This is a genomic window from Rhizobium sp. SG_E_25_P2 (assembly GCF_029892285.1).
Lineage (GTDB): Bacteria > Pseudomonadota > Alphaproteobacteria > Rhizobiales > Rhizobiaceae > Rhizobium_E.
Map to the genome: position 1 here is coordinate 78252 of NZ_JARXVM010000016.1, position 22568 is coordinate 100819.

Here is a 22568-nt window from a genome sequence, read left to right on the forward strand (position 1 = left end):
CATGGGACAACATAGCCTCACTGCCGAAGAAACCTTGGCCGCAGAACCGCTCAACGCCGCCAATCTCGCCAAATTCAACAAGGGCCTGCCGCTGACCGTGCAGATGATCTTCAAGGGTCTCGTCAATATTGACGTCGGTTCGCTCACGCTTCGAACGCCCGAGGGCCGGCTGGTCCGTATATCCGGCCACAAAGCCGGGCCCGATGCGGTCATCACATTGAAAAACTGGAATCTGTTCACCCATTCGATCACCGGCGGCGCGATCGCTGCGGCGGATTCCTATATCGACGGCGATTGGGACAGCGCCGATATCGGCCAGTTCCTCGAACTTTTCCTGGTCAACCAGCATGTCGGCGGCCGTTTCGCCAATGGCGCACGCGGCCTGCTTCGCATCGTCGAACGGTTCCGCCACTGGATGAACGCCAACACCAAGACCGGCTCCAAGCGCAATATTTCGGCCCATTACGATCTCGGCAATGAGTTCTACAAGGCATGGCTCGACCCGACCATGACTTATTCCTCCGCACTCTATTCCACCGGCGCCAATGACCTACCCTCCGCCCAGCGGGCCAAATATCGCGCGCTCGCAGAGGCCACCGGCATTCAGCCCGGCGACCGCGTGCTGGAAATCGGCTGCGGCTGGGGCGGCTTTGCAGAATTTGCCGCAAGCGAGATCGGCTGCCAGGTCACCGGCCTGACGATTTCCCGCGAGCAGCTGAAATTCGCCTCCGAACGCATGCAGCGCCAGGGACTGTCGGACAAGGTCGATCTCAGATTCCAGGATTATCGCGACGAGACCGGCGTCTATGACAAGATCGTCTCGATCGAAATGTTCGAGGCGGTCGGCGAGCGTTACTGGCCCGTCTATTTCGGCAAATTGCGGGAATGTTTGAAGCCGGGCGGCCGCGCCGGTCTGCAGGTCATCACCATCGATGAAAAGGCCTATGCCGATTACAAGGCCAATCCCGATTTCATCCAGAAATACATTTTCCCGGGCGGCATGCTGCCGACGCCGCGCCATCTCGCCGAACATGGCGCGAAAGCCGGCCTGTCTCTGGTCAGCAGTTTCGGCTTCGGCCATGATTACGCGCGCACCTTGGCCGAATGGCGGGTGAAATTCTGGGAAACCTGGGATCGGTTGCAACCGCTCGGCTTCGACAACAGGTTCAAGCGGCTCTGGGAGTTCTACTTCTTTTATTGCGAAGCCGGCTTCCGCTCCCGCAATATCGATGTGCGCCAGGTGGTTTATGCCTGAGAGATTGAAATCCTTTTCCGCCCTCAGGGCCGTCCTCGGCAACTAAATTCCTTGCGCTGACAGGGCCTGGCGTGAAAAACACCGGGTCTCGGAACCAAGGAAAAACAGGCGGACAGGATCATGGCTGCGCAGCACACCGTTCTCGATCTCATCGGCGACACGCCGCTCATCACGCTCAAGCGCGCCAGCGAGGAAACCGGCTGCACCATTCTCGGCAAGGCGGAATTTCTCAATCCCGGCCAGTCCGTGAAGGATCGCGCCGCGCTTTACATCATCCGCGACGCCGAGCGCAAAGGCCTGTTGCAGCCGGGTGGCGTGATCGTTGAAGGCACCGCCGGCAATACGGGAATCGGCCTGACCATGGTCGCAAAAGCGCTCGGCTACCGCACCGTCATCGTTATTCCCGAGACGCAGAGCCAGGAAAAAAAGGACGCGCTAAAACTGCTCGGCGCCGAGCTCGTGGAAGTGCCGGCCGTCCCCTACAAGAACCCCAACAATTATGTGAAGCTGTCCGGACGGCTGGCCGCCGAACTGGCCAAGACCGAACCCAACGGCGCGATCTGGGCCAACCAGTTCGACAATATCGCCAACCGTCAGGCGCATATCGAAACCACCGCGCCGGAAATCTGGAAGCAGACCGGCGGCAAGGTTGACGGTTTCATCTGCGCGGTCGGCTCGGGCGGCACGCTGGCCGGCGTCGCAGCCGGCCTCAAGGGCTTTAACACGGACATCAAGATTGGGCTTGCCGATCCAGAAGGCGCAGCGCTCTACAATTTTTATGCGCATGGGGAGTTCAAATCCACAGGCGGATCGATCACCGAGGGAATCGGCCAAGGCCGCGTCACCGCCAATCTCGAAGGTTTTGCGCCCGATTTCCAGTATCAGATCCCCGATTCGGAAGCGCTGCCGATCGTCTTCGATCTGGTCGAAAACGAAGGCCTCTGCCTCGGCGGCTCCTCGGGCATCAATATCGCCGGCGCCATCCGCCTTGCAAAAGACTTAGGCCCGGGCCATACAATCGTGACCATCCTTTGCGATTACGGCAACCGGTACCAGTCCAAGCTCTTCAATCCCGCCTTCCTGTCCGAGAAGGGCCTGCCCCTTCCGACCTGGCTCACGAAGACCTCGGGCATCCGGCCGCCCTTTGAACCTGTCGAGTGACTGACCCATGCCCGTGACCCCTCTCTTCCGCGACGATTTCTATCTTTCGACGGCGGAGGGGACGGTCACGGCGGTGCATGACGACGGGTCGATCGAACTCGACCAGACCTGTTTCTACGCTACGTCGGGCGGCCAGCCCGGCGATTCCGGTTTTCTTGAGCGCGCCGACGGCAGCCGCATCGAACTCGGCGTCACCACAAACGGCGCCGACAAAAGCATCATCCTGCACAGGCCGCTTGACGGCCAGGCCCGCCCCGAGATCGGCGAAAAGCTCGTTCTCCATATCGACTGGGCGCGCCGCTACAAGCTGATGCGCATGCACACCGCCTGCCACATCCTCTCCGTCGTCTGCCAGTTCCCGATCACCGGCGCCGCCGTCGGCGAGGATGAAAGTCGCGTCGATTTCGACATGAGCGAGACCATCGACAAGGATGAGGTGACGGCGAAGATGATGGAAATCGTCGCCGCCAATCATCCCATCTACCTGCAATGGATCACCGACGAGGAGCTGGCGGCCAATCCGGGCATCGTCAAATCCAAGAATGTCCGGCCGCCCATCGGGCTCGGTCGCGTCAGCCTGGTCTGCATCGGCGAAAACGCCGCGATCGACAGCCAACCCTGCGGCGGCACGCATGTGTCGGAAACCCAGGAAGTCGGCGAGATCCACATCGCCAAGATCGAAAAGAAGGGCAAGGAAAACCGGCGCTTCCGCATCAAGTTCGGCAAGCCCGAGGCCTAAGCCAACATTTCCCAAGGGAGGAAGAAGATGAGCGCCGACAAGAGTCCCTTCGTGGTGACATCCGACTGGGTCGAGAAGAATCTCGGCGCGCCCGCGTTCCGCATCGTCGACGCCTCCTGGTATCTTCCGGCGCAGAATCGAATCGGCGCCGAGGACTATGCAGCGGGCCATATCCCAGGCGCGGTGTTTTTCGATCAGGACGCCATCGCCGATCATTCGACCGGCCTGCCCCACACGGTCCCCTCGCCTGCGCAGTTCGCCGACGCCGTCGGCAAGATGGGCATTTCCGCAAGTGATGAAATCGTCGTCTATGACGGTCCCGGCTTCTTTTCCGCCCCGCGCGTCTGGTGGTTGTTCCGGCTGATGGGCGCGGAGAAGGTCTACGTGCTCGAAGGCGGGCTGGATGGCTGGAAGGCCGAGGGCCGCCCGCTCGAAACCGATCTGCCGGAACCCGCGCCAGCCGTCTTCACCGTCAATTATCAGGGCCGGATGATCACCTCGCTCGAGTCCATGCGCGGCATCGTCGACGCCGGCCTCCGCCAGATCGCCGACGCTCGCAGCCCCGGCCGATTCGCGGCCATCGACCCCGAACCACGCGCCGGCCTGCGCGGCGGCCATATGCCGGGCGCCAAAAACCTGCCGGCCGGCGTCTTCGCCGTATCGGGCCGCTTCAAGAGCCTCGACGATCTCCGCGCCGAATTCGACAAGGCCGGCATCGATCTTGCGCGCCCCGTCACCACCAGCTGCGGCTCGGGCGTCACGGCTGCGGTCATTTCGCTGGCGCTCGCCTCGGTCGGGCATACCGATCACACACTTTACGACGGCTCCTGGTCGGAATGGGGCTCGCTACCCGATACACCCGTTATCACCGGCAAGGATTGAACCATGGCGACTGGCACCAAAAAACCCCGTGCGCTGAAAGCCCATATCACCCGGCTCGAAATGAACACGCCGCCGCGCCAGAGCTTGCCGCTGCCGGTCAATCTGCAAACGGCGCTGATGCGTGCGCCGAACATTCCCCTGCCCTTCTACCGCTTCCTCTATAGCCAGGTCGGCCGCCGCTGGAATTGGGTCGACCGTCTGAGGTTGTCAGACGATAAGCTTGCAGCTGTGTTGCACGACAAGCGCACCCACATCACCGTTCTCTATGTCAACGGCGCCCCCGCCGGCTTCTATGAGCTGTTTCACGAGTCGGAAGACGTGGTGGAGCTCTGTCATTTCGGCCTGATCGAGCATGCGCTCGGTCTTGGCGTCGGTAAATGGTTCCTGCTGCAGGCCTTGCACGCCGCCTGGGGCCTGGAGCCGAAAAAGCTCACCGTCACCACCAACAATCTCGACCATCCCCGCGCGCTGCAACTCTACCAGATGTTCGGCTTCAACCCTGTCTCGACTGCGGACGCGCTGGTCAGGCCGCTGAGTGATGAGGAATGGGCGGAACTGGGCAAGCGTTAAGGTAGAAGACTTTTTGATAGACGCAAAACGCCGGCCCGAAATCTCGGGCCGGCGTTCTGTTTCCCCGCATTTTTCTATGCGGCTTACGCCGCGAGTGCGGATTCCGGTGCATGCAGCTCATAGCCGAGAGCTTCGGCGACGGCGGCATTGGTGATCTTGCCCTTGTGGACGTTGAGGCCATTGCGCAGATGCTTGTCGGCGAGGATGGCGGCAACACCCTTGTCGGCGAGCGCCAGGCCGTGGCCGATCGTGGCGTTGTTCAGCGCATGCGCGGACGTCACCGGCACGGCGCCCGGCATATTGGCGACGCAATAGTGGATGATGCCGTCGACTTCATAGGTCGGCTCGGAATGGGTGGTGGCGTGCGAGGTCTCGAAGCAGCCGCCCTGGTCGATAGCGACGTCGACGATGACAGCGCCCTTCTTCATGCCGCCAAGCATCTTGCGGGTGACGAGCTTGGGAGCTGCGGCGCCTGGGATCAGCACCGCGCCGATCACCAGATCCGCCTGGAAGACTTCGCTTTCCAGCGCGTCGATCGAGGAGAAGCGGGTGTGGACATGGCCGTTGAAGATGTCGTCGAGCTGGCGCAGGCGCGGCAGCGAGCGGTCGAGAATGGTCACATCGGCGCCGAGGCCAACAGCCATGCGGGCCGCATGCAGACCGACGACGCCGCCGCCGATCACCACGACCTTGCCCGGCAGCACGCCCGGCACGCCGCCGAGCAGCACGCCGCGGCCGCCATTGGCCTTCTGCAGCGAGAAAGCGCCAGCCTGGATCGACAGACGACCCGCGACTTCCGACATCGGCGCAAGCAGCGGCAGGCCGCCGCGCTCGTCGGTAACGGTTTCATAGGCCACAGCCGTCACGCCCGAGGCAATCAGGCCCTTGGTCTGTTCCGGATCCGGAGCCAGGTGCAGATAGGTATAGAGGATCTGGCCGTCGCGCAGCTGCGCCCATTCCGACGGCTGCGGCTCCTTCACCTTCACGATCATGTCGGAATTGGCGAAAACATCCGATGCGGTGGCGGCGATCGTCGCGCCAGCGGCCACGTAAGCGGCGTCATCAGCGCCGATGCCGGCGCCGGCATTGGTTTCCACCAGCACGCTATGGCCATGCGCGACATATTCGCGGACCGAAGCCGGCGTGAGGCCGACGCGATATTCGTGGTTCTTGATTTCCTTGGGGCAGCCGACGCGCATGAGTAGTTCCCTTATTGTCGCTTGAAGCGTGGAGCGGTTGTCGAATGCGCAGGATTTGACAGGATTACTGAGGAAATGTCCTTGCAAAATGCCGGGTCCGCAATCAAATCTATCGAAGAATATTTCGTTAAAGACGCCATTTTTCGAAGGAATCTCCGATGGAGAAACTCGACAGCACTGATCATTCGATTTTGCGGGTGTTGCAGCGCAACGGACGAATCTCCAACGCCGAACTCGCCGAGCGCGTGGGCCTCTCTCCCTCCGCCTGCTCGCGGCGTCTCGACATCCTCGAAAAATCAGGGGTGATCAGCGGCTATTACGCCCAGGTGTCGCACAAGGCGCTGGATTACAAGATGATGGTGATCGTCCACATCTCGCTGTCGGGCCAGTTCGCCAAGACCCTCAGCGAATTCGAGGCGGCGGTCAAACTCTGTCCGAATGTGCTGGTCTGCTATCTGATGTCGGGAGAATACGACTATATCCTGCGCGTGGCCTGCAAGGATCTCGAAGATTACGAGCGCGTCCACCGCGACTGGCTCTCGGCCCTGCCGCATGTGGTGAAGATCAATTCGAGCTTCGCGCTCCGGGAGATCATCGATCGGCCGAATGTGGGGATTTAAATTAATCAACATATTTAAGAAAACAAAATATCCAGATATTTTCCAACAAAAGAACGGAGGAAGTTTTGCCTAAAAATCCCTCTATCTCCGCAAGTGAAATAAGAAAATTCATAAAATCACAGAGTGACATTGATGTTATTAGAATTCACTACTGCTATCAGATTGGTTCCACTTTCGTGAACCTTTCCCTCATGGAGACTACCATCATCGAGGGGATGACTGTATGCGACAGAATTTCGGTTAAGAGCTTATTAGGAGACGACGCGCCAGCATGGGACGTAATATTGGAGAAATCTGGTGTTTTAAAGGATTCTACACTAGGAAGCTTAATAAAAATACTATCAAAACACGGAATAAACGATAATGATATTTCATATTTACGCTGGGTAAAAGAAAAGAGAGATTTCTTTATACACAGGTACTTTCACGACAACCAATGGCCTGGCTCCATGAATGCGGAAGAGATTTCAATTGCAGTTAGAAAACTTCTCTATCTTGAGATAATTTTCAGTCGCGTGGGGCAGCGTCTTTGGAAGATATTTACCAGAGCTGGCCTTATGATGTCTATAGATATGGGAGAGAGCGGACATTTGCTTTATAATCCGGATTCATTTCCGTTTGGGACGGAAAAATAAATATCCGACACGCACCAATCAGAAAATATTTTTAATTCAAACCTTACACAAACATGTACACTGAAAATTTACAATATTAAGTTGATTGAGAAAATGCGCCAACAAATTTTGCAAGCGCATTTTCCGATCACTAATTCATTTGGAACAGTAATCAGTTCGCCCGACGCCAGCTATACCCGCCTTCGTTATCCGCCGGCCGCGCCGTCGGCTGATAATGATTGCGGATTCCCGGCAACCGCCCCTCCGACAGCCGCTGAATCGCCGTCGCATTGGTCACCGCAAAGCTCGTCACCCCACAGCGCAGCATCAGCGGCAAGGGATCGATCAGCACGTCGCCCACCGCCCGGATCTCGCCCTCATAGCCCAGCCGGCGCAGCAGCGAGGCATGGCTGAAGCCGCGACCGTCGCTATAGGCCGGGAAGGACACGGCGATGAGCGCGATTTTGTCAAAGTGGTCGGCGAGCGCCTTCACATTGTCGGCCGGCGCGATCAGCACGCCGAGGCCGGTTTCGCCTGAAGCGGCCTTTTCGAGAAAGTCCGCCAGCGGCAGGATCGGTTTTTCATTCGAGCCGGCCTTGGTTTCCTCGGTCTCGATCACCCAGGGATCGTCGCTGACAAAGCCGTTTTCATTCCAGATCTTGGTCATAAAACTCTCCTCAGGCGGCTTCGGCGGTGGAGCCGTAGAGCGCGGCCTTGAAGGGCTGCGGCCCGACGCGGCGATAGGCGTCGATGAAGGTCTCTTCCTTGGACAGGCGAAGACCGAGATAGGTGTTGACCACCACCTCGATCGCATCCGTCACCTTCTCAGGCTCAAAACCGCGACCGATGATTTCGCCGATCGAGGTGTTCTCGTCAGCCGAGCCGCCCAGCGTGATCTGATAGAGTTCCGCGCCCTTCTTTTCCACGCCCAGAAGGCCGATATGGCCGACATGGTGGTGGCCGCAGGCATTGATGCAGCCGGAAATCTTGATCTTGAGTTCGCCGATCTCCGCCTGGCGTTCGGGCGAGCCGAAGCGCGACGAAATCGCCTGCGCCACGGGGATCGAGCGGGCATTGGCCAGCGCGCAATAATCCAGCCCCGGACAGGCGATGATGTCGGTGATCAGATTGCTGTTGGCGGTGGCGAGACCTGCGCCTGCCAACGCGCGATACAGCGGCTCGAGATCGGCAAGCGCCACATGCGGGAAGATGATGTTCTGCTCATGGCTGATGCGGATCTCATCAAAGGCGTATTCTTCGGCGAGATCGGCGACCAGATCCATCTGCGCGTCGGTGGCGTCGCCCGGAATGCCGCCGATCGGCTTCAGCGAGATCGTCACCATGCCGTAATCGGGGTTCTGGTGCGGCTGGACATTCTGGTCCACCCAGCGGGCGAAATTGGCGTCCGCCTTTTTCCAGGCGGCGAGATTGGCCCAGCCTTCGGCGCGCGCCGGCAGGTCCGGCAGCTTGAAATAATTCTGGATGGCGAGAACATCGGCTTCCGGCAGCTTCAGTTCGGAATTCTTGAGTTCATTGAACTCCGCCTCGATCTCGGCCGACAGTTTTTCGACGCCGGTCTCGTGCACGAGGATCTTGATGCGCGCCTTGTACTTGTTGTCGCGGCGACCATAGAGATTGTACACGCGCAGGATCGCGGTGGTGTAGGACAAGAGATCCTCTTCCGGCAGGAAGTCGCGGATCTTCTTGGCCACCATCGGCGTGCGGCCCTGGCCGCCGCCGACATAGACGTCGAAGCCGATTTCGCCCTTGTCGTTCTTCCGCATATGCAGACCGATGTCGTGCACCTGGATTGCGGCGCGGTCGCGCTCGGCGCCGGTCACGGCGATCTTGAACTTGCGCGGCAGGAACGAGAATTCCGGATGCACGGACGACCACTGGCGAAGGATTTCCGCATAAGGACGCGGATCCACGGCCTCGTCGGCGGCGGCGCCGGCGAAATGGTCGGCGGTCACATTGCGGATGCAGTTGCCCGAGGTCTGGATGGCGTGCATTTCGACGCTCGCGAGATCCGCGAGAATGTCGGGACAATCCTCAAGCTTCGGCCAGTTATACTGGATGTTCTGCCGCGTGGTGAAATGGCCATAGCCGCGGTCATATTTGCGGGCGATATGCGCGAGCATCCGCATCTGCTTGGAATTCAGCGTGCCATAGGGAATGGCCACCCGCAGCATATAGGCGTGCAACTGCAGATAGACGCCATTCATCAGGCGCAGCGGCTTGAACGCGTCTTCGGCGAGCTGGCCGGAAAGGCGGCGCTCCACCTGATCGCGGAACTGCGCGACGCGATCGGCCACGAAGGCGTGATCGAATTCATCGTAACGGTACATGCGTGTGTCCCTGGTTCAAAAATGCGGAAATGCCGATCAGGCGGCGTAATCGATGGTCGGACCTTCGGCCCGGATGCGTTCGCGCAGGCGAAGCGGACGAATGGCCCCATCGACTTCTTCGATATCGATCAGGTTGACGTCGACCACGAGATTGGCCGCGAAAGCCTGCTTGCCGATGGCTTCGAGCCGGGCAGCGGTCTCCTTGTCGCGGGCGATCTCGGCGCGCTCTATGGTCAGGCTCCACTGACCGTCGACATCATACCAGACGACGACGCCGTCGGTCAGGCGGTTGGCGGTCAAAATCTGCAAACTCATCTCATGCTCCCACACGTTCGGCTAGATGCCGCTCTCTGGAAAGGAGCGGCGTCGAATTGTCAAGATTGGCGCCTGCGACCGCCTCGCCGATGATCACCATCACCGGTCCCGTTAGATCGTCGCGGCTATCGAGCGACGGCAGGTCGGCGAGCACGCCATGCATCAGGCGCCGGTCGCGACGGCTGGCGTTTTCGATCACCGCCACCGTCGTCTCGGCCGGAATGCCGGCAACCATCAGCCGCTCAGCCACGGAGGCCGCCACGCTGCGTCCCATATAGACCGCGATCGTGGCGCCGGACACCGCAAGCCGCGCCCAATCCGGCAGCACGTCGCCGGCGAGATCATGCCCGGTGGTGAAGATCAGCGACGAAGCGACGCCGCGCAACGTCAGCGGCAGTTCGAAATCGGCGGCGGCGGCGAAGGCCGAGGTGATGCCGGGCACGATCTCATAGGAGACGCCCGCCTGTCTCAGCGCCGCCATTTCCTCGCCCGCCCGGCCATAGACCAGCGGATCGCCGGATTTCAGCCGCACGACGCGCTTGCCCGCGCTCCCCAACTCGACCAGCAGATCGTTGATCTCGTTCTGCGATTTCGAATGACAGCCCTTGCGCTTGCCCACCGAAATGCGCTCGGCGTCGCGCCGGCCCATATCGACGACGGCCTGCGGCACCAGCGCGTCATAGACCAGAACATCGGCTTCCATCATCACCCGCTGGGCGCGCAGCGTCAGCAGATCTTCGGCGCCGGGGCCTGCGCCCACCAGCCAGACATGGCCGCCGATGCCGTCGATGCTTTTGAGCAGGCGCTTGGCCTCGCGCTTGGCCTGGCCCACTTCGCCATTCTGCACCGCTTCGGCGACATCGCCGGAGAAGAAGCGCTTCCAGAACATTCGCCGGGGCGAGCCCTTCGGCAGCACATGTTCGACCACGCCGCGATAGACCATGGCCAGCCGCGCGAGCCGACCGAGCGACGGCGACAGCATCTGGTCGACCTGCGCCCGGATCATCTGGCCGAGGACCGGCCCCGCGCCTTCCGTACCGATCGCCACGGCCACAGGGGCGCGGTTGACGAGCGCCGGCGTATAGAAATCGCATTGATCGGGCTGGTCGACCGCATTGGCCGGGATCTTCAGCGCCCGGGCCGCGGCCACGATGGCGCGATCCTCGGCGGCATCGCCGGTCGCGCCGAACACCAGCGTCGCGCCGTCGATCAGCGACGGCTCGAAAGCCTGGGCGACATGACGGACGCCGTTGGCGCGGACGAGATCGACGAGTTCGGCCTCAGGCGCATCGGCAATCAGCGTGATCTTCGCGCGCGTATTCAGCAGCAGGCGCACTTTCGCCAGCGCCTCGTCGCCATTGCCGACAACGGCCACATCGCGATCTTCCACGCGGAAAAACGCCGGAAACACCCCGAGCTGATCGTCGCGATCCTTCATCTGCCTGCCTTTCTCAAGAGCCTGCACTATCCTTTGGAAACCGCCAAAAGAAAAGGAACATGAATCCCGCTGACGGCTATCGGCCACATTCTTTTCCTCGCAATTCCAACCGGCTGAGCATTTCCGTTCACGGGGCCAGGCCGATCCGGTTGCAAACGCCTAAAACAAGCCTATCCTAAGGGGAAAGGACGGATGCACATGGACACGCCGAACACAGAGCCGGCCGCCGAGGCGGAAGAAACATACGACGCCTGGTTCCGCCGCAAGGTGCAGGAGGCGATAGACATCGCCGACAGCCCCGATGCGGTGTGGATTCCTCATGAGGAGGTCGAGAGGGATTGGGAGGCCCAGCGGGCCGATATTCTCGCACTGAAGCCTGCGAAACGCGCGAAATGAAACTGATCTGGCTCGCGCAAGCCCGTCGGGAGCGCCAGAGCCAACTAACTTATCTTGCTCAGCGAAATCCTCAGGCTGCGCCTGACGTCGGCGACCGTCTCATGCGCGCCGTGCGAATGCTCACGCGCTTTCCTGAAAGCGGACGGATAGGGAAACTGCGCCACACCCGCGAACTCGTCGTGCCGCAAACGCCCTTCATCGTCATCTACCGGCTGTCGCCATCCGGCGACGAGATTCACATCCTCCGCCTCCTCCACGCCGCCCAGAAATGGCCGCCCGAATAATCTGTTCGTGAGGCCTCCTGGCAACTTCCCTTTTGCATCTGCGAACCGCTAAAGTTGCTGGGAAACCTACTGGAGCGCTTCATGTTCGGCCACGATCCCACCGCCCTCGCCTCTCGCCTGTTGTCCGTGATGGAAAACGATATCATTCCCCTGACGCGGCGCGGGGTGGAAGCCGGCAACAAGGTGTTCGGCGCAGCGATTTTGCGCAAGTCGGACCTTTCTCTGCTGCTGGCCGAAACCAACAACGAGACGGAAAATCCGCTCTGGCATGGCGAAGTGCATACGCTGAAGCGCTTCTACGAGATGGCGGAGCGGCCGAACACGAAGGATCTCATCTTCCTCTCCACCCATGAACCCTGCAGCATGTGCATGTCGGCGATCACCTGGGCGGGATTTGACAATTTCACCTATTTCTTCAGCTATGAAGACAGCCGCGACGCCTTCGCCATCCCCCATGACCTGAAGATCCTCAAGGAAGTCTTCGGCCTCGAGCCCGGCGGCTATCGCAAGTCCAACGCTTTCTGGACTTGTTATTCTCTGCCTGAGATGGCCGCAGCCGAGGAAAATCCGGATGAAAAAGCCGGCTTCCATGCGCGGATCGACGCGATCAAGGCCAGCTACACAGAACTCTCCGACATCTACCAGGCCTCCAAGGCCGGCAACGATATCCCGCTGAACTGAGATGACGCCGTCCAAGGATATTGCCCGTCTGCTGGAGATCATGGCGGCGCTGCGCACTCCGGTCACCGGCTGCCCCTGGGATCTCGAACAGGATTTCGACAGCATCAAGCCCTATACGCTGGAAGAGGCCTATGAAGTCGCCGACGCCATCGAGCGCAAGGATCTCGACGACCTGCGCGACGAATTGGGCGACCTGCTGTTGCAGGTGGTGTTCCACGCCCGCATGGCCGAGGAACTTGGCGAATTCTCCTTTGGCGACGTGGTGGAAGCGATCACCTCCAAGATGATCCGCCGTCACCCGCACGTCTTCGCCGTCTCCGACGCCGATGACCCCGCCAAGGTCAAGAAGCAATGGGACGAAATCAAGGCCGAGGAAAAGCGCGAAAAGGCCGCCCGACGCGAACGACGCGGCCTCATCGAGGATTTCAAGGCCGGGCTGCTCGGCCAGGTCGACCGCGCCCAGCCTGCGCTGACCGAAGCGGTGAAACTGCAGAAACAGGCCGCCAAAGTCGGCTTCGACTGGTCCGAGGCCGAACCGATTCTCGACAAGATCGAGGAGGAGATCGGCGAACTCCGCGAGGCGATCAAGGTGGGTCAGCGCGACAAGATCGCCGATGAACTGGGGGATCTGATCTTCGCCGTCGTCAATATCGGCCGCCATGTCGACGCAGATCCGGAAATGGCGCTGAGGGGCACAAACACCAAATTCCGCCGCCGCTTTCGGCATATCGAGACGAGTCTGGAGCAGGCCGGTGAAAACCTGGAGGACGCAAGTCTCGATCGGATGGAGGAGTTTTGGCTGGACGCCAAGCGTCGGGAAAAAGCCGAGGACTGATCAGGCGGTGCGCGGTACGCCGTCGACCTGATTGCGGCCATTGGCCTTGGCGCGATAGAGTCCCTGATCGGCAGTGTCGATCAGGGCCCGCAACGTATCTCCGCCCGCAGGCGCGGAAGCAACGCCAATGCTGACGGACACCGGCGCCCCGCCCGCCGTCACCTGCGCTTCGACCCGCAGCCGCAATCGCTCCGCAGCCCTGAGCGCTGCATCATGACCGATTCCCGGCATCAGAATCAAAAATTCCTCGCCGCCGAAACGGAAGAGTTGATCAACATCGTTTCGAAGCCCGGATTTCAGGGCTTCGGCAATCGCCCTGAGCACCGCATCGCCCTGGAGATGGCCGAAGCGGTCATTGATCTGCTTGAAATGGTCGACGTCGGCGATCAGAAGCGACAAGGCCGCAGACGTTTCCATATGGTGCTGGATCAGCCCTGGACCGACCTCTTCTAGCCGACCGCGATTCTTTACCCCTGTCAAAGTGTCCACGCCGCTACGGGCGAGAAGCGCGTCATAGCGCTCCCGATAGGTGAGATCGGCGAAGACATCGGCGGGAAAGCGCTTCGCGGTGGCTGCGCCGCTCGCGAAAAAACGAAAATAGAACGCGGCCAACACCGCGTAGACGAACGCGAAGAAACATTTACCGGTGAGGCTTGCCCAGAAAACCGAGATCGGCGCGTCGTAGAGCAGTCGGAGAACAGCGTAGAATCCAATCTGGTCGAAAATCAGCGCCAATACGCTGGCGAGCCAAAGCCTGGGCGCTGGCGAACGCCCCATCCACCGGCCCAACGCTTCATATAGCAGGATAACGCCGATCGATTCGATATAGAGCAGCGCCGTGCCCCACACCATCAACACGCCCATCTGATCGAGAAAATCAGTGTCCGGCATCGCGCCCGGGGCAAGCCCAAGTCCAGTGTGGAGACGTAGAACAAAGGCGAACAACAGGCAGATGGTGTTGCCGCCCAGCAGACCGTAGATCAATTGTCTGACGGTCGCGGCGTCCTCGCGGATATAGATCATCAGGATCATCACCAGCTTGCCGCTGTAAAACAGGATCGATCCCGGCGACGCCATGCCGAACGGCGTCATCACGTAAAACCGCGCGGCGAGATAGGTCTCAAGAAAGTGCATCACCCCGAGCACGGTCATCATCACGCCAATGCCCAGGCGCGCCCGCCAGTGAAGTAGGCAAACGAGCAACCCGAAATAGAGGCAGGCTTCGAAAACCAGAAGGACTAGGTTCAGCACGTCCATGAAAATGGCCTAACGAATTGCATGGAGATTCGCCGCAGCGATCCAAAAGAATCAGTCAATAGGCCGTAGTATCAGCGCGGTGGATAATAATTTGAATATGAAACATTCGAATTTTAAAATTCGTCGTCCTGCTGTTGTTTTTGAAACAGTCCCAACTGCCGGTCCAGATCGTCCGCCTGGCCCTCGGACAGTCGGATGTCGAGGCTGACCGTGCCGTCCTCATTGTCTTCGCGTCCGTCGACGATAGCGTTCTGATAGAGCCAGGGAAGCAGCGACAGTTTGTCGACCGGCAGAACCACCGTGGCTTCGGTCAACACGCCCGACAGACGCTCGGAAATCGTCGCCAGCAGCGCATCGACGCCCTCGCCCGTCACCGCGGAGACGGCATGGACATTGGCGGCGCCATCGGCCTTGGCCTTCAGCGCGTCATGGGTTTCGGGGTCGAGCCGGTCGATCTTGTTCCAGACTTCTATGATGCGCTTTTCCTGCTCGCTCTCCTCGATGCCGAGATCGGTGAGAATACGCAACACATCACTCGCTTGCGCGCTGTTGTCCGGATCCGACAAATCGCGCACATGCAGGATCAGATCGGCTTCCAGCACTTCCTCGAGCGTGGCGCGGAAGGCGGCGACGAGGTGTGTCGGCAGATCGGAAATAAAGCCGACCGTGTCGGACATGATGATCATCCGGCCCTGCGGCAGTCGAATGCGGCGCAGCGTCGGATCGAGCGTTGCGAACAGCATGTTCTCGGCCAGCACGCCCGCGCCGGTCAACCGGTTGAACAGGGTGGATTTTCCGGCATTGGTGTAGCCGGCCAGCGCCACGATCGGATGCGGCACTTTCTTGCGCTTGGCGCGATGCAGCTGGCGCGTCCGGCGCACCTGCTCCAGTTCGCGCTCCAGCTTGACGATTTTGTCCTGAAGAATGCGCCGGTCGGCTTCGATCTGGGTTTCGCCGGGACCGCCGAGGAAGCCCGCGCCGCCGCGCTGACGTTCAAGGTGGGTCCAGCTGCGCACCAGCCGGCCCTTCTGGTAATTGAGATGGGCAAGTTCGACCTGCAGCGAGCCTTCCTTGGTGGAAGCGCGGCGACCGAAAATTTCCAGAATGAGCCCGGTGCGGTCGATGACCTTGGCGTTCCATTCCTTTTCGAGATTGCGCTGCTGCACGGGCGTCAGCGGGTGATCGACAATCACCAGACCGGCATTGCCTTCGTCGAGCAGCGCGCCGATTTCCTCGATCTTTCCAGTGCCGATCAGGGTCGCCGGCCGGGGCTGCGAGACCGTGAGCACGACCGATCCGGCGATCGCCAAATCGATGGCGCGGGCAAGGCCCATGGCTTCATCGAGACGTCCTTCTCCCGTTCGCACGACGGAGCCATCGCGCTCGGCCGACTTGAGCACCGGGACCACCACGACGCAACGCATCTGGTCTCGGCGCTTTTCAAGCTCCGGTCCAAGGGATTCGTGATTCACTTCGCGCTCGGTTATGCCCGTTACTCCGGAAATTAAGTCCTAAACGGCAACAAGGAGCCCAGGTTCCAACCCGGCTCCTTGTTGCGGATAAAACGCGTCGATCAACCGGCGTTTTCTTCGCCTTCGAACATCTGCACGGGTGAGCCCGGCATGATTGTGGAAATCGCATGCTTGTAGACGAGCTGGGAATGGCCGTCACGACGCAGCAACACACAGAAATTGTCGAATGACGTCACGACGCCCGTCAGTTTGACGCCGTTGATCAAAAAAATTGTCAGGGAAATCTTCTGCTTTCGGACTGTGTTTAGAAACAAATCCTGCAGATTTTGAGAACGTTCAGCCATTGCGCCCGCCGTTTCTTCGGTTTTTGCCGGCGACTTCGCCGGAATTATTGTTCATGCCTCCCGGCGGGGCTCCCATCGCCCCAACCTTGCATAGACTGCTATCAAATCGATGTCTTTTCCGCAATGTCGAAAAAAGCTTCACGAATTTTTTGCGACATCGAGCCTGGATGGCCGTTGCCAACAGCCTGTCCATCGATTTCCACGATCGGAAAGCAGATGCTGGTTGCCGCCGTGATGAAGACTTCGCGCGACGCTTTCATCTCCTCGACGCTGAACTTGCGTTCGCGGATCTCGACGCCCAGTCGCGCCGCAACGTCTTGCAGAGTTGTGCGGGTGATGCCGCGCAGAATTCCGTGTTCCGCCGGCCGGGTGACGAGCGCGCCGTCGGCGTCGACGATCCAGACATTGGTGGCGGCCCCTTCGGTGACATTGCCGTCCTGGTCGACATAGATCGCTTCCTGGGCGCCGCGCTCCTTTGCCGCCTGCCGCGCCATGGCGTTCGGCAGCAGTCCCACGGTCTTGATGTCGACGCGCTCCCACCGATTGTCGGGCGCCGTGATCGCCTTGAGGCCATGGGCGTTCTTGGCGGCGATGAGCTTGGGGTCGGTGCTTTTGGCGGTCACCACGATCGAGGGACGGGTTCCGGGCTTGGGGAAGACATGGTCGCGCTTGGCGACGCCGCGGGTCACCTGCAGATAAAACATGCCGTTCCTGACATGGTTCATGCGGGCGACGCGGCGAATCACCTGGGCAAGCGCCGCCCGGCTCATCGGCCAGTCGATGCGCAACTCGCCAAGCGAACGTCCGAGACGATCGAGATGGCGGGTCAAATCGACGACCAGACCGTGGCGGATCTCGCAGACCTCGTAGACGCCATCGGCGAATTGGTAGCCGCGATCCTCCACATGCACCATTGCGTCCGAATGCGGGACATAGGCGCCGTTCACATAAGCAATTCTCGACATGGCGGGTCCTGTGGTCGAAATCAGACGCCGAGCGTCTTCAGTTTGCGGTGCAGCGCGGAGCGTTCCATGCCGACAAATTCTGCGGTTCTCGAAATATTGCCGCCGAAGCGGTTGATCTGGGCGATCAGATAATCGCGCTCGAACATTTCGCGCGCCTCGCGCAGCGGCAGCGTCATGATGTGCTGGTCGCCGGTCGAGGACACCCTAGGCATGGCGTCCAGCACGTCCGCCGGCAGCATGTCGGCGGTCACAGGCGTATCCGGTCCATCGCTGCGCGCGAGAATCAGCAGGCGCTCGATATTGTTGCGAAGCTGGCGCAGATTGCCCGGCCAGTCATGCGATTGCAGGATCGCCAGCGCATCGTCGCCGATCTTGCGCGGCCGGATGCCGGCATGTTCGCAGATCTGGCGCATGAAAATGTCGACGAGGAAGGGAATATCCTCGCGCCTGTCCGACAGCGGCGGCACTTTTACCGGCACCACCGACAGGCGGTGATAGAGATCTTCGCGAAAACGTCCGTGGGCGATCATCTGCTCGAGATCGTAGGCGGTGGAGGAAATGATCCTGACATCCACCTTCACCCGCTTGGAGCCGCCAACGCGCTCGAACTGCTGGTCCACCAGCACACGCAGGATTTTGTTCTGGGTTTCGCGCGGCATTTCGCCGATCTCGTCGAGATAGAGCACGCCGCGATGGGCTTCCTCGAGCGCGCCGGTCTTGCGCGGCTGGCCGGGCGAGCCCTCGGTGCCAAACAAGGCGATTTCCATTTTGTCCGGCGTGATCGCGGCGGCGTTCAGCGCTACGAACGGGCCTTCGGCGCGCGAAGACTTGCGGTGGATGATGCGGGCCACCAGTTCCTTGCCGGAGCCCGATGGTCCCATGATCATGATGCGGCTGTTGGTGGGAGCGATCTTCTCGATATTCTGCCGGAGCTGCGACACCGCCACCGAGGTGCCGATGAGTTCCGCCGTATCTCCAGAGCGCTTCTTGAGGTCGCGCACCTCACGCTTCAGCTTGGAGGTTTCCAGCGCCCGCTCGGCGATCAGGATCAGCCGGTCAGCCTTGAATGGTTTTTCGATGAAGTCATAGGCGCCGCGCCGGATCGCGTTGACGGCCATCTCGATATTGCCGTGACCCGAAATCATCACCACCGGCAGTTCAGGATAGCGGCTCTTGATCTCATCGAGCAGCGCAAGCCCGTCAAGCCGGCTTCCCTGCATCCAGACGTCGAGGAATATCAGCCGGGGCACGCGGTCGGAAATCGCGGCGAGAGCGCTGTCGGCGTCATGGGCCGTGCGCGTTTCATGTCCCTCGTCCGACAGGATTCCGGAGACGATCTCGCGGATATCCTGTTCGTCGTCGACCACCAAAATATCAGACGCCATGAGCACTCACCTTCTCGTCCATTTTGCCTGCGGCTTCATCGGCCAGCGGCAGTATCACCCTGAACATCGCGCCAAATCCGTGATCGAAATCCGGCGGCGCGTCGTGAATTTCCAAATGCCCGCCATGCTCCTCAATGATTTTCTTGACGATGGGCAGACCGAGGCCGGTGCCCTTGTCGCGCATCGTCATGTAAGGCTCCAGGATGCGATGACGGTTTTCCTGTGGCAGGCCTTTGCCATTGTCGATGATTTCCACAACAAGACGATCGCCGCGCGGATCGGGCTTCGCCCGCACCAGGATCTTGTACTCGTCGCGGGTCTGGCCGGCCGGCACCGCCTCGATCGCTTCCACCGCATTCTTGATCAGATTGGAGAAGGCCTGACCGAGCATGCGCGAATCAAAGGCGCCGGTAAGCGGCTCCTCGCCCCAGTCGCGGATGAAGCGGATATGGTTGTTGCCCATCTCGCGCAAGAACACCGCGTCCTTGAGGATGGTGCGGAGATCGCTTCTCTCCTTGGATGGCTTCGGCATGCGCGCAAAGGACGAGAACTCGTCGACCATCCGGCCGATATCCTCGACCTGCCGCACGATCGTATCGGTGCACTGGTCGAAAACGGCGCGGTCATCCTCGGCGATGTGGCGCCCGTAGCGCCGTTTCAGCCGTTCGGCCGACAGCTGGATCGGCGTCAGCGGATTCTTGATTTCATGAGCGATGCGGCGAGCGACGTCGGACCAGGCGGTCGAGCGCTGCGCGATCATCAGATCGGTGATGTCATCCATGGTGATGACATAGGACTCCTTGCCGGCGTGCGATTCCTCGCGGGTGATCTGCACATTGAGGTTCCGTTCCTTGCCGCCCTGGATCATGGCGATTTCGCCGCGAAAATCCTTGCGCGACCGGCTCGCCGCGTCCGACAGCAGCGCGTCGATTTCCGGCGCAACTTCGCTCAATTGCCGGCCGGGCAAAGTCTCCTGATCCTGCCCCAGCAACAGGCCGGCGGACGGATTGGCGATGGTGATGGTCCGATCTTCCTCAACCCCGATCACGGCGGCGGTAACGCCCGACAGCACCGCCTCGATGAAGCGTCGGCGATCGTCGACTTCGTCGCGGGCGACGATCAATTCGTCGCGCTGGCTGCGCAGCTCCGAAATCATCTTGTTGAAGGTGCGCGACAGGCTGCCGACATCGCCGTCGATCGCCCTGACCGGCACGATCACATTGAGATTGCCGCCGGCCACATTGTCGGCGGCGTTGATCAGCAGGCGAATCGGCCGGACGATGCGGTCGGCGACCGCAATCGCCGCCCAGATGGCCGCCAGCAGCACGACGAGCGCGAAACCGAGGAAGATCACGCCATAGGCGATCTGCGTCGTGACCTTGCCCTCGTCCATCACCCGGTATTCGGTGGCGTTGGCCTCCATCAGATTGGCGGCTGAAAGCACGCGCGGATCGACGGCGCGGATCGTGTAGAGATAAGCGTCGAGCTGGTCGAGATTGATGATGGCGCCGACGAGATTGGTCTTGCCAGGCGGGATCAGCACCGGCTTGCCCGACACGGCCGATTTCATCGCTTCCGCCGGCATGGCCGGCAGCGGCTTGTCGCTGTCAACCTCTGATTTGGCGATCACCGAGCCGTCGCTGTTCATCAGGAAGGAAGCCACCAGCCCCCTGCCCTTGGTCTGGCGCGTCAGCAACTGTTCGAAACCGGATCGGTCGAGCGCGAAGAGTTGGCGGTTGCGCTCGAGGTCATTGCCCATCGAGACGGTCTGGCCGAGCAGATAGCTGGCATTGTCGTTGAGATAGGCTTGCGCCACATTCATCGCCGAATAGACGATCTCCTTGGTGCGCACGGAGAACCACCGGTCTAGCCCGACATTCAAGGTCAGCGAGGCGATGACGGCGACGAGAATGGCGGGCGCGATGGCGACGCCGGAAAACAGCGTGACGATACGGATATGCAGCCGGGCGGCGGCGCGACCGCGCGCGCGCGCCTTGAACAATCGGTAGAGTTCGTATCCGACCAGCGTCAGCAGCCCGAGCACGAAGATGACATTGACCACCACGGAGGCGACCACCACATTCGGTTCCGGCTGAATGGGCGTCACACCCAGGAGAATGGCCAGCGTCACCAATGCCGCGAGCAGCGACCCGCCGGCGACGGCGACCCCCGTGCTGTTGGAAATACGCCGCGGATCAATGCCCACGGACTTGGTTTGATCCTGGCTGATCGCCATCCAGTCCCCCGTTCGCCTCGACCCGGCCAGGCCGGTTCGAATCGTCTTCCCACTCTCACAATTCGTTGCGTTAAAGCAACGCATTGTGGCGGAAATGCAACGGAAAAATGATGCGCCTCAGGCCGAGCGGGCGCTGCGATAGACGGTGACGCCGAGTTCCCTGATCTTCTTGCGCAGCGTATTGCGGTTCAGGCCGAGCAGATCCGCGGCCTTGATCTGATTGCCGCGAGTGGCGGTGAGCGCCGCGAGAATCAGCGGATATTCCACCTCGGCCAACACCCGGTCGTAAAGCCCCGGCGGCGGCAGCTGATCGCCGAATTCGGCGAAATAGGAGCGCATGTTCTCCTCCACCGCTTGCGCGATAGACACGGCGCCCGAGGCCGAACCAGGCTTTTCCGCTGGTCCCGAAGAAATGTCAGGCTTGAGTTCGGTGTCGGCGATTTCTCGGGTGATCACATCCTGCGGATAAAGCGCAGTCAGGCGGCGCACGAAATTTTCGAGTTCGCGCACATTGCCCGGCCAGGGATAGGCCTTCATCACGTCGAGCGCTTCATTGTCGAAGCGTTTCGGCGTCATGCCTTCTTTCTCGGTCAGCTGCACGAAATGCCGGACGAGATCGGCGATATCTTCGGAACGCTCGCGCAAGGGCGGCAGTCTGAGCGGCACGACATTGAGGCGATAATAGAGGTCTTCGCGAAACAGGCCTTGATTGATGGCCTGCTTGAGATCCTTGTTGGTCGCCGCAACGATTCGCACATCGGTGCGGATCGGCGTTCGGCCGCCAACAGTGGTGTATTCGCCTTGCTGCAGCACGCGCAACAGCCGCGTCTGGGCGTCCATCGGCATGTCGCCGATTTCGTCGAGAAACAGCGTGCCGCCTTCGGCCTGCTCGAAGCGGCCGGTCGAGCGCGCCTGCGCCCCGGTGAACGCGCCCTTTTCATGGCCGAACAGTTCCGATTCGATCAGATCGCGCGGGATGGCGGCCATGTTGATGGCGACAAATGGCCCATTACGGCGTTTGCCGTAATCATGCAGCGCGCGGGCCACAAGTTCCTTGCCGGTGCCCGATTCGCCAGTGATCATCAGCGTGAGATCGGTCTGCATCAGCCGCGCCAACACGCGATAGATTTCCTGCATCGCCGGCGAACGGCCCACCAGCGGCATGCCGTCCTGGCTGTCGTCTTCCATCCGCTGCGGCTTGCGCTTGGGCTCGGCGAGCGCCCGGCCGACGATGGCGATCAGTTCGGTCAGGTCGAAGGGCTTGGGCAAATAGTCATAGGCGCCTTTCTCCGACGCCTTGATCGCCGTCATGAAGGTGTTCTGCGCGCTCATCACCAGCACCGGCAAATCCGGGCGGATGCGCTTGATGCGCGGCAGGAGGTCGAACGCGTTCTCGTCCGGCATCACCACGTCGGTGATGACCATATCGCCGTCGCCCGCCGAAATCCAGCGCCACAGGGTTGCGGCGTTGGAGGTGATGCGGACATCGTAGCCGGCGCGGCTGAGCGCCTGGTTGAGCACCGTCCTGATCGCGGCGTCGTCGTCGGCGACAAGAATCGTGGCATTGCTCAT

The 22568-nt window shown here is 60.7% G+C and carries 23 protein-coding genes; 11 read left to right on the plus strand and 12 right to left on the minus strand.

The genetic code is table 11. From position 1 onward, the window contains the following. The first annotated feature begins 1 nt into the window (after position 1). The 5 genes from M2360_RS20285 (at position 2) to M2360_RS20305 (ending at position 4607) form a co-directional block, all read left to right on the plus strand. Complete coding sequence (locus M2360_RS20285) at positions 2-1255, plus strand: cyclopropane-fatty-acyl-phospholipid synthase family protein (protein WP_280777155.1); 1254 nt, start codon at positions 2-4, stop codon at positions 1253-1255. Positions 1256-1375: 120 nt separating this feature from the next. Next, positions 1376-2416 carry a cysteine synthase A gene (locus M2360_RS20290; protein ID WP_280777156.1) on the plus strand — a complete coding sequence of 347 codons (1041 nt, stop codon included), beginning with the start codon at positions 1376-1378 and terminating at the stop codon, positions 2414-2416. 7 nt (positions 2417-2423) lie between these two features. Continuing rightward, positions 2424-3155 carry an alanyl-tRNA editing protein gene (locus M2360_RS20295; RefSeq protein ID WP_280777157.1) on the plus strand — a complete coding sequence of 244 codons (732 nt, stop codon included), beginning with the start codon at positions 2424-2426 and terminating at the stop codon, positions 3153-3155. Between the two features lie 27 nt (positions 3156-3182). Beyond that, a complete protein-coding gene (gene sseA, locus M2360_RS20300) occupies positions 3183-4037 on the plus strand; it encodes a 3-mercaptopyruvate sulfurtransferase (protein ID WP_280777158.1) in 855 nt (284 codons plus the stop codon). Between the two features lie 3 nt (positions 4038-4040). Next, entirely contained in the window at positions 4041-4607 is a 567-nt protein-coding gene (locus M2360_RS20305) for a GNAT family N-acetyltransferase (RefSeq protein WP_280777159.1), read from the plus strand. 83 nt (positions 4608-4690) lie between these two features. Here M2360_RS20305 and ald read toward each other — a convergent pair whose 3' ends face one another. Next, entirely contained in the window at positions 4691-5806 is a 1116-nt protein-coding gene (ald, locus tag M2360_RS20310) for an alanine dehydrogenase (protein WP_280777160.1), read from the minus strand. Between the two features lie 158 nt (positions 5807-5964). On the opposite strand from ald, the gene M2360_RS20315 reads away from it, so the two are divergent. Continuing rightward, positions 5965-6426, plus strand: a complete 462-nt coding sequence (locus M2360_RS20315; protein WP_280777161.1) for an Lrp/AsnC family transcriptional regulator — start codon at positions 5965-5967, stop codon at positions 6424-6426. A gap of 65 nt (positions 6427-6491) precedes the next feature. After that, positions 6492-7061, plus strand: coding sequence for a hypothetical protein (locus tag M2360_RS20320; protein WP_280777162.1), 570 nt, complete (start codon positions 6492-6494; stop codon positions 7059-7061). Positions 7062-7212: 151 nt separating this feature from the next. Here the strand turns inward: M2360_RS20320 and M2360_RS20325 are convergent, their stop codons facing one another. The 4 genes from M2360_RS20325 to cysG are packed head-to-tail and all read right to left on the minus strand — an operon-like array spanning position 7213 to position 11141. Next, a complete protein-coding gene (locus M2360_RS20325; RefSeq protein ID WP_280777164.1) occupies positions 7213-7707 on the minus strand; it encodes a DUF934 domain-containing protein in 495 nt (164 codons plus the stop codon). Positions 7708-7717: 10 nt separating this feature from the next. Then, a complete protein-coding gene (locus M2360_RS20330; protein WP_280777165.1) occupies positions 7718-9388 on the minus strand; it encodes a nitrite/sulfite reductase in 1671 nt (556 codons plus the stop codon). Positions 9389-9424: 36 nt separating this feature from the next. Then, positions 9425-9703, minus strand: a complete 279-nt coding sequence (locus M2360_RS20335; RefSeq protein ID WP_137156154.1) for a DUF2849 domain-containing protein — start codon at positions 9701-9703, stop codon at positions 9425-9427. Between the two features lies 1 nt (position 9704). Continuing rightward, entirely contained in the window at positions 9705-11141 is a 1437-nt protein-coding gene (gene cysG / locus M2360_RS20340) for a siroheme synthase CysG (protein WP_280777167.1), read from the minus strand. Positions 11142-11339: 198 nt separating this feature from the next. On the opposite strand from cysG, the gene M2360_RS20345 reads away from it, so the two are divergent. The 4 genes from M2360_RS20345 to mazG all read left to right on the plus strand — a co-directional run bounded on the left by M2360_RS20345 (position 11340) and on the right by mazG (position 13337). Continuing rightward, positions 11340-11537: a hypothetical protein gene (locus M2360_RS20345; RefSeq protein ID WP_280777168.1), complete on the plus strand. Its 198-nt coding sequence runs from the start codon at positions 11340-11342 to the stop codon at positions 11535-11537. Beyond that, the gene (locus M2360_RS20350) at positions 11534-11821 is read left to right on the plus strand and encodes a type II toxin-antitoxin system RelE/ParE family toxin (RefSeq protein WP_280777169.1); all 288 of its coding nucleotides are present in this window, start codon (positions 11534-11536) and stop codon (positions 11819-11821) included. Before M2360_RS20345 ends, M2360_RS20350 begins: the two co-directional genes overlap by 4 nt. Before the next feature lie 81 nt (positions 11822-11902). Next, the gene (locus M2360_RS20355) at positions 11903-12502 is read left to right on the plus strand and encodes a nucleoside deaminase (RefSeq protein ID WP_280777171.1); all 600 of its coding nucleotides are present in this window, start codon (positions 11903-11905) and stop codon (positions 12500-12502) included. Between the two features lies 1 nt (position 12503). Next, on the plus strand, positions 12504-13337 hold the full coding sequence (gene mazG, locus M2360_RS20360) for a nucleoside triphosphate pyrophosphohydrolase (protein WP_280777172.1): 834 nt from the start codon (positions 12504-12506) through the stop codon (positions 13335-13337). Here mazG and M2360_RS20365 read toward each other — a convergent pair whose 3' ends face one another. The 7 genes from M2360_RS20365 to ntrC form a co-directional block, all read right to left on the minus strand. Continuing rightward, positions 13338-14594, minus strand: coding sequence for a GGDEF domain-containing protein (locus tag M2360_RS20365; protein WP_280777173.1), 1257 nt, complete (start codon positions 14592-14594; stop codon positions 13338-13340). 113 nt (positions 14595-14707) lie between these two features. Next, entirely contained in the window at positions 14708-16018 is a 1311-nt protein-coding gene (hflX, locus tag M2360_RS20370; protein ID WP_280777216.1) for a GTPase HflX, read from the minus strand. A 149-nt stretch (positions 16019-16167) separates the two neighbouring features. After that, positions 16168-16410: an RNA chaperone Hfq gene (gene hfq / locus M2360_RS20375; RefSeq protein ID WP_280777175.1), complete on the minus strand. Its 243-nt coding sequence runs from the start codon at positions 16408-16410 to the stop codon at positions 16168-16170. Between the two features lie 101 nt (positions 16411-16511). After that, positions 16512-17375: a D-amino-acid transaminase gene (locus tag M2360_RS20380; RefSeq protein WP_280777176.1), complete on the minus strand. Its 864-nt coding sequence runs from the start codon at positions 17373-17375 to the stop codon at positions 16512-16514. A gap of 20 nt (positions 17376-17395) precedes the next feature. Beyond that, positions 17396-18760, minus strand: a complete 1365-nt coding sequence (locus M2360_RS20385; RefSeq protein ID WP_280777177.1) for a sigma-54 dependent transcriptional regulator — start codon at positions 18758-18760, stop codon at positions 17396-17398. Next, entirely contained in the window at positions 18750-20996 is a 2247-nt protein-coding gene (locus M2360_RS20390; RefSeq protein WP_280777178.1) for a PAS domain-containing sensor histidine kinase, read from the minus strand. Before M2360_RS20390 ends, M2360_RS20385 begins: the two co-directional genes overlap by 11 nt. A 117-nt stretch (positions 20997-21113) precedes the next feature. Further along, a complete protein-coding gene (gene ntrC / locus M2360_RS20395; protein WP_280777179.1) occupies positions 21114-22568 on the minus strand; it encodes a nitrogen regulation protein NR(I) in 1455 nt (484 codons plus the stop codon).

Excerpts from the sequence above, each read along its gene's own strand:
- M2360_RS20315 (WP_280777161.1), top strand. The coding sequence starts at position 5,965 with ATGGAGAAACTCGACAGCACTGATCATTCGATTTTGCGGGTGTTGCAG.
- M2360_RS20365 (WP_280777173.1), bottom strand. The coding sequence starts at position 14,594 with ATGGACGTGCTGAACCTAGTCCTTCTGGTTTTCGAAGCCTGCCTCTAT.
- hfq (WP_280777175.1), bottom strand. The coding sequence starts at position 16,410 with ATGGCTGAACGTTCTCAAAATCTGCAGGATTTGTTTCTAAACACAGTC.
- cysG (WP_280777167.1), bottom strand. The coding sequence starts at position 11,141 with ATGAAGGATCGCGACGATCAGCTCGGGGTGTTTCCGGCGTTTTTCCGC.
- M2360_RS20385 (WP_280777177.1), bottom strand. The coding sequence starts at position 18,760 with ATGGCGTCTGATATTTTGGTGGTCGACGACGAACAGGATATCCGCGAG.
- ald (WP_280777160.1), bottom strand. The coding sequence starts at position 5,806 with ATGCGCGTCGGCTGCCCCAAGGAAATCAAGAACCACGAATATCGCGTC.
- M2360_RS20325 (WP_280777164.1), bottom strand. The coding sequence starts at position 7,707 with ATGACCAAGATCTGGAATGAAAACGGCTTTGTCAGCGACGATCCCTGG.
- M2360_RS20285 (WP_280777155.1), top strand. The coding sequence starts at position 2 with ATGGGACAACATAGCCTCACTGCCGAAGAAACCTTGGCCGCAGAACCG.
- M2360_RS20345 (WP_280777168.1), top strand. The coding sequence starts at position 11,340 with ATGGACACGCCGAACACAGAGCCGGCCGCCGAGGCGGAAGAAACATAC.
- M2360_RS20295 (WP_280777157.1), top strand. The coding sequence starts at position 2,424 with ATGCCCGTGACCCCTCTCTTCCGCGACGATTTCTATCTTTCGACGGCG.
- M2360_RS20380 (WP_280777176.1), bottom strand. The coding sequence starts at position 17,375 with ATGTCGAGAATTGCTTATGTGAACGGCGCCTATGTCCCGCATTCGGAC.
- sseA (WP_280777158.1), top strand. The coding sequence starts at position 3,183 with ATGAGCGCCGACAAGAGTCCCTTCGTGGTGACATCCGACTGGGTCGAG.
- M2360_RS20335 (WP_137156154.1), bottom strand. The coding sequence starts at position 9,703 with ATGAGTTTGCAGATTTTGACCGCCAACCGCCTGACCGACGGCGTCGTC.
- M2360_RS20350 (WP_280777169.1), top strand. The coding sequence starts at position 11,534 with ATGAAACTGATCTGGCTCGCGCAAGCCCGTCGGGAGCGCCAGAGCCAA.
- ntrC (WP_280777179.1), bottom strand. The coding sequence starts at position 22,568 with ATGAGCAATGCCACGATTCTTGTCGCCGACGACGACGCCGCGATCAGG.
- M2360_RS20305 (WP_280777159.1), top strand. The coding sequence starts at position 4,041 with ATGGCGACTGGCACCAAAAAACCCCGTGCGCTGAAAGCCCATATCACC.
- M2360_RS20390 (WP_280777178.1), bottom strand. The coding sequence starts at position 20,996 with ATGGCGATCAGCCAGGATCAAACCAAGTCCGTGGGCATTGATCCGCGG.
- hflX (WP_280777216.1), bottom strand. The coding sequence starts at position 16,018 with ATGCGTTGCGTCGTGGTGGTCCCGGTGCTCAAGTCGGCCGAGCGCGAT.
- M2360_RS20290 (WP_280777156.1), top strand. The coding sequence starts at position 1,376 with ATGGCTGCGCAGCACACCGTTCTCGATCTCATCGGCGACACGCCGCTC.
- M2360_RS20355 (WP_280777171.1), top strand. The coding sequence starts at position 11,903 with ATGTTCGGCCACGATCCCACCGCCCTCGCCTCTCGCCTGTTGTCCGTG.
- mazG (WP_280777172.1), top strand. The coding sequence starts at position 12,504 with ATGACGCCGTCCAAGGATATTGCCCGTCTGCTGGAGATCATGGCGGCG.
- M2360_RS20330 (WP_280777165.1), bottom strand. The coding sequence starts at position 9,388 with ATGTACCGTTACGATGAATTCGATCACGCCTTCGTGGCCGATCGCGTC.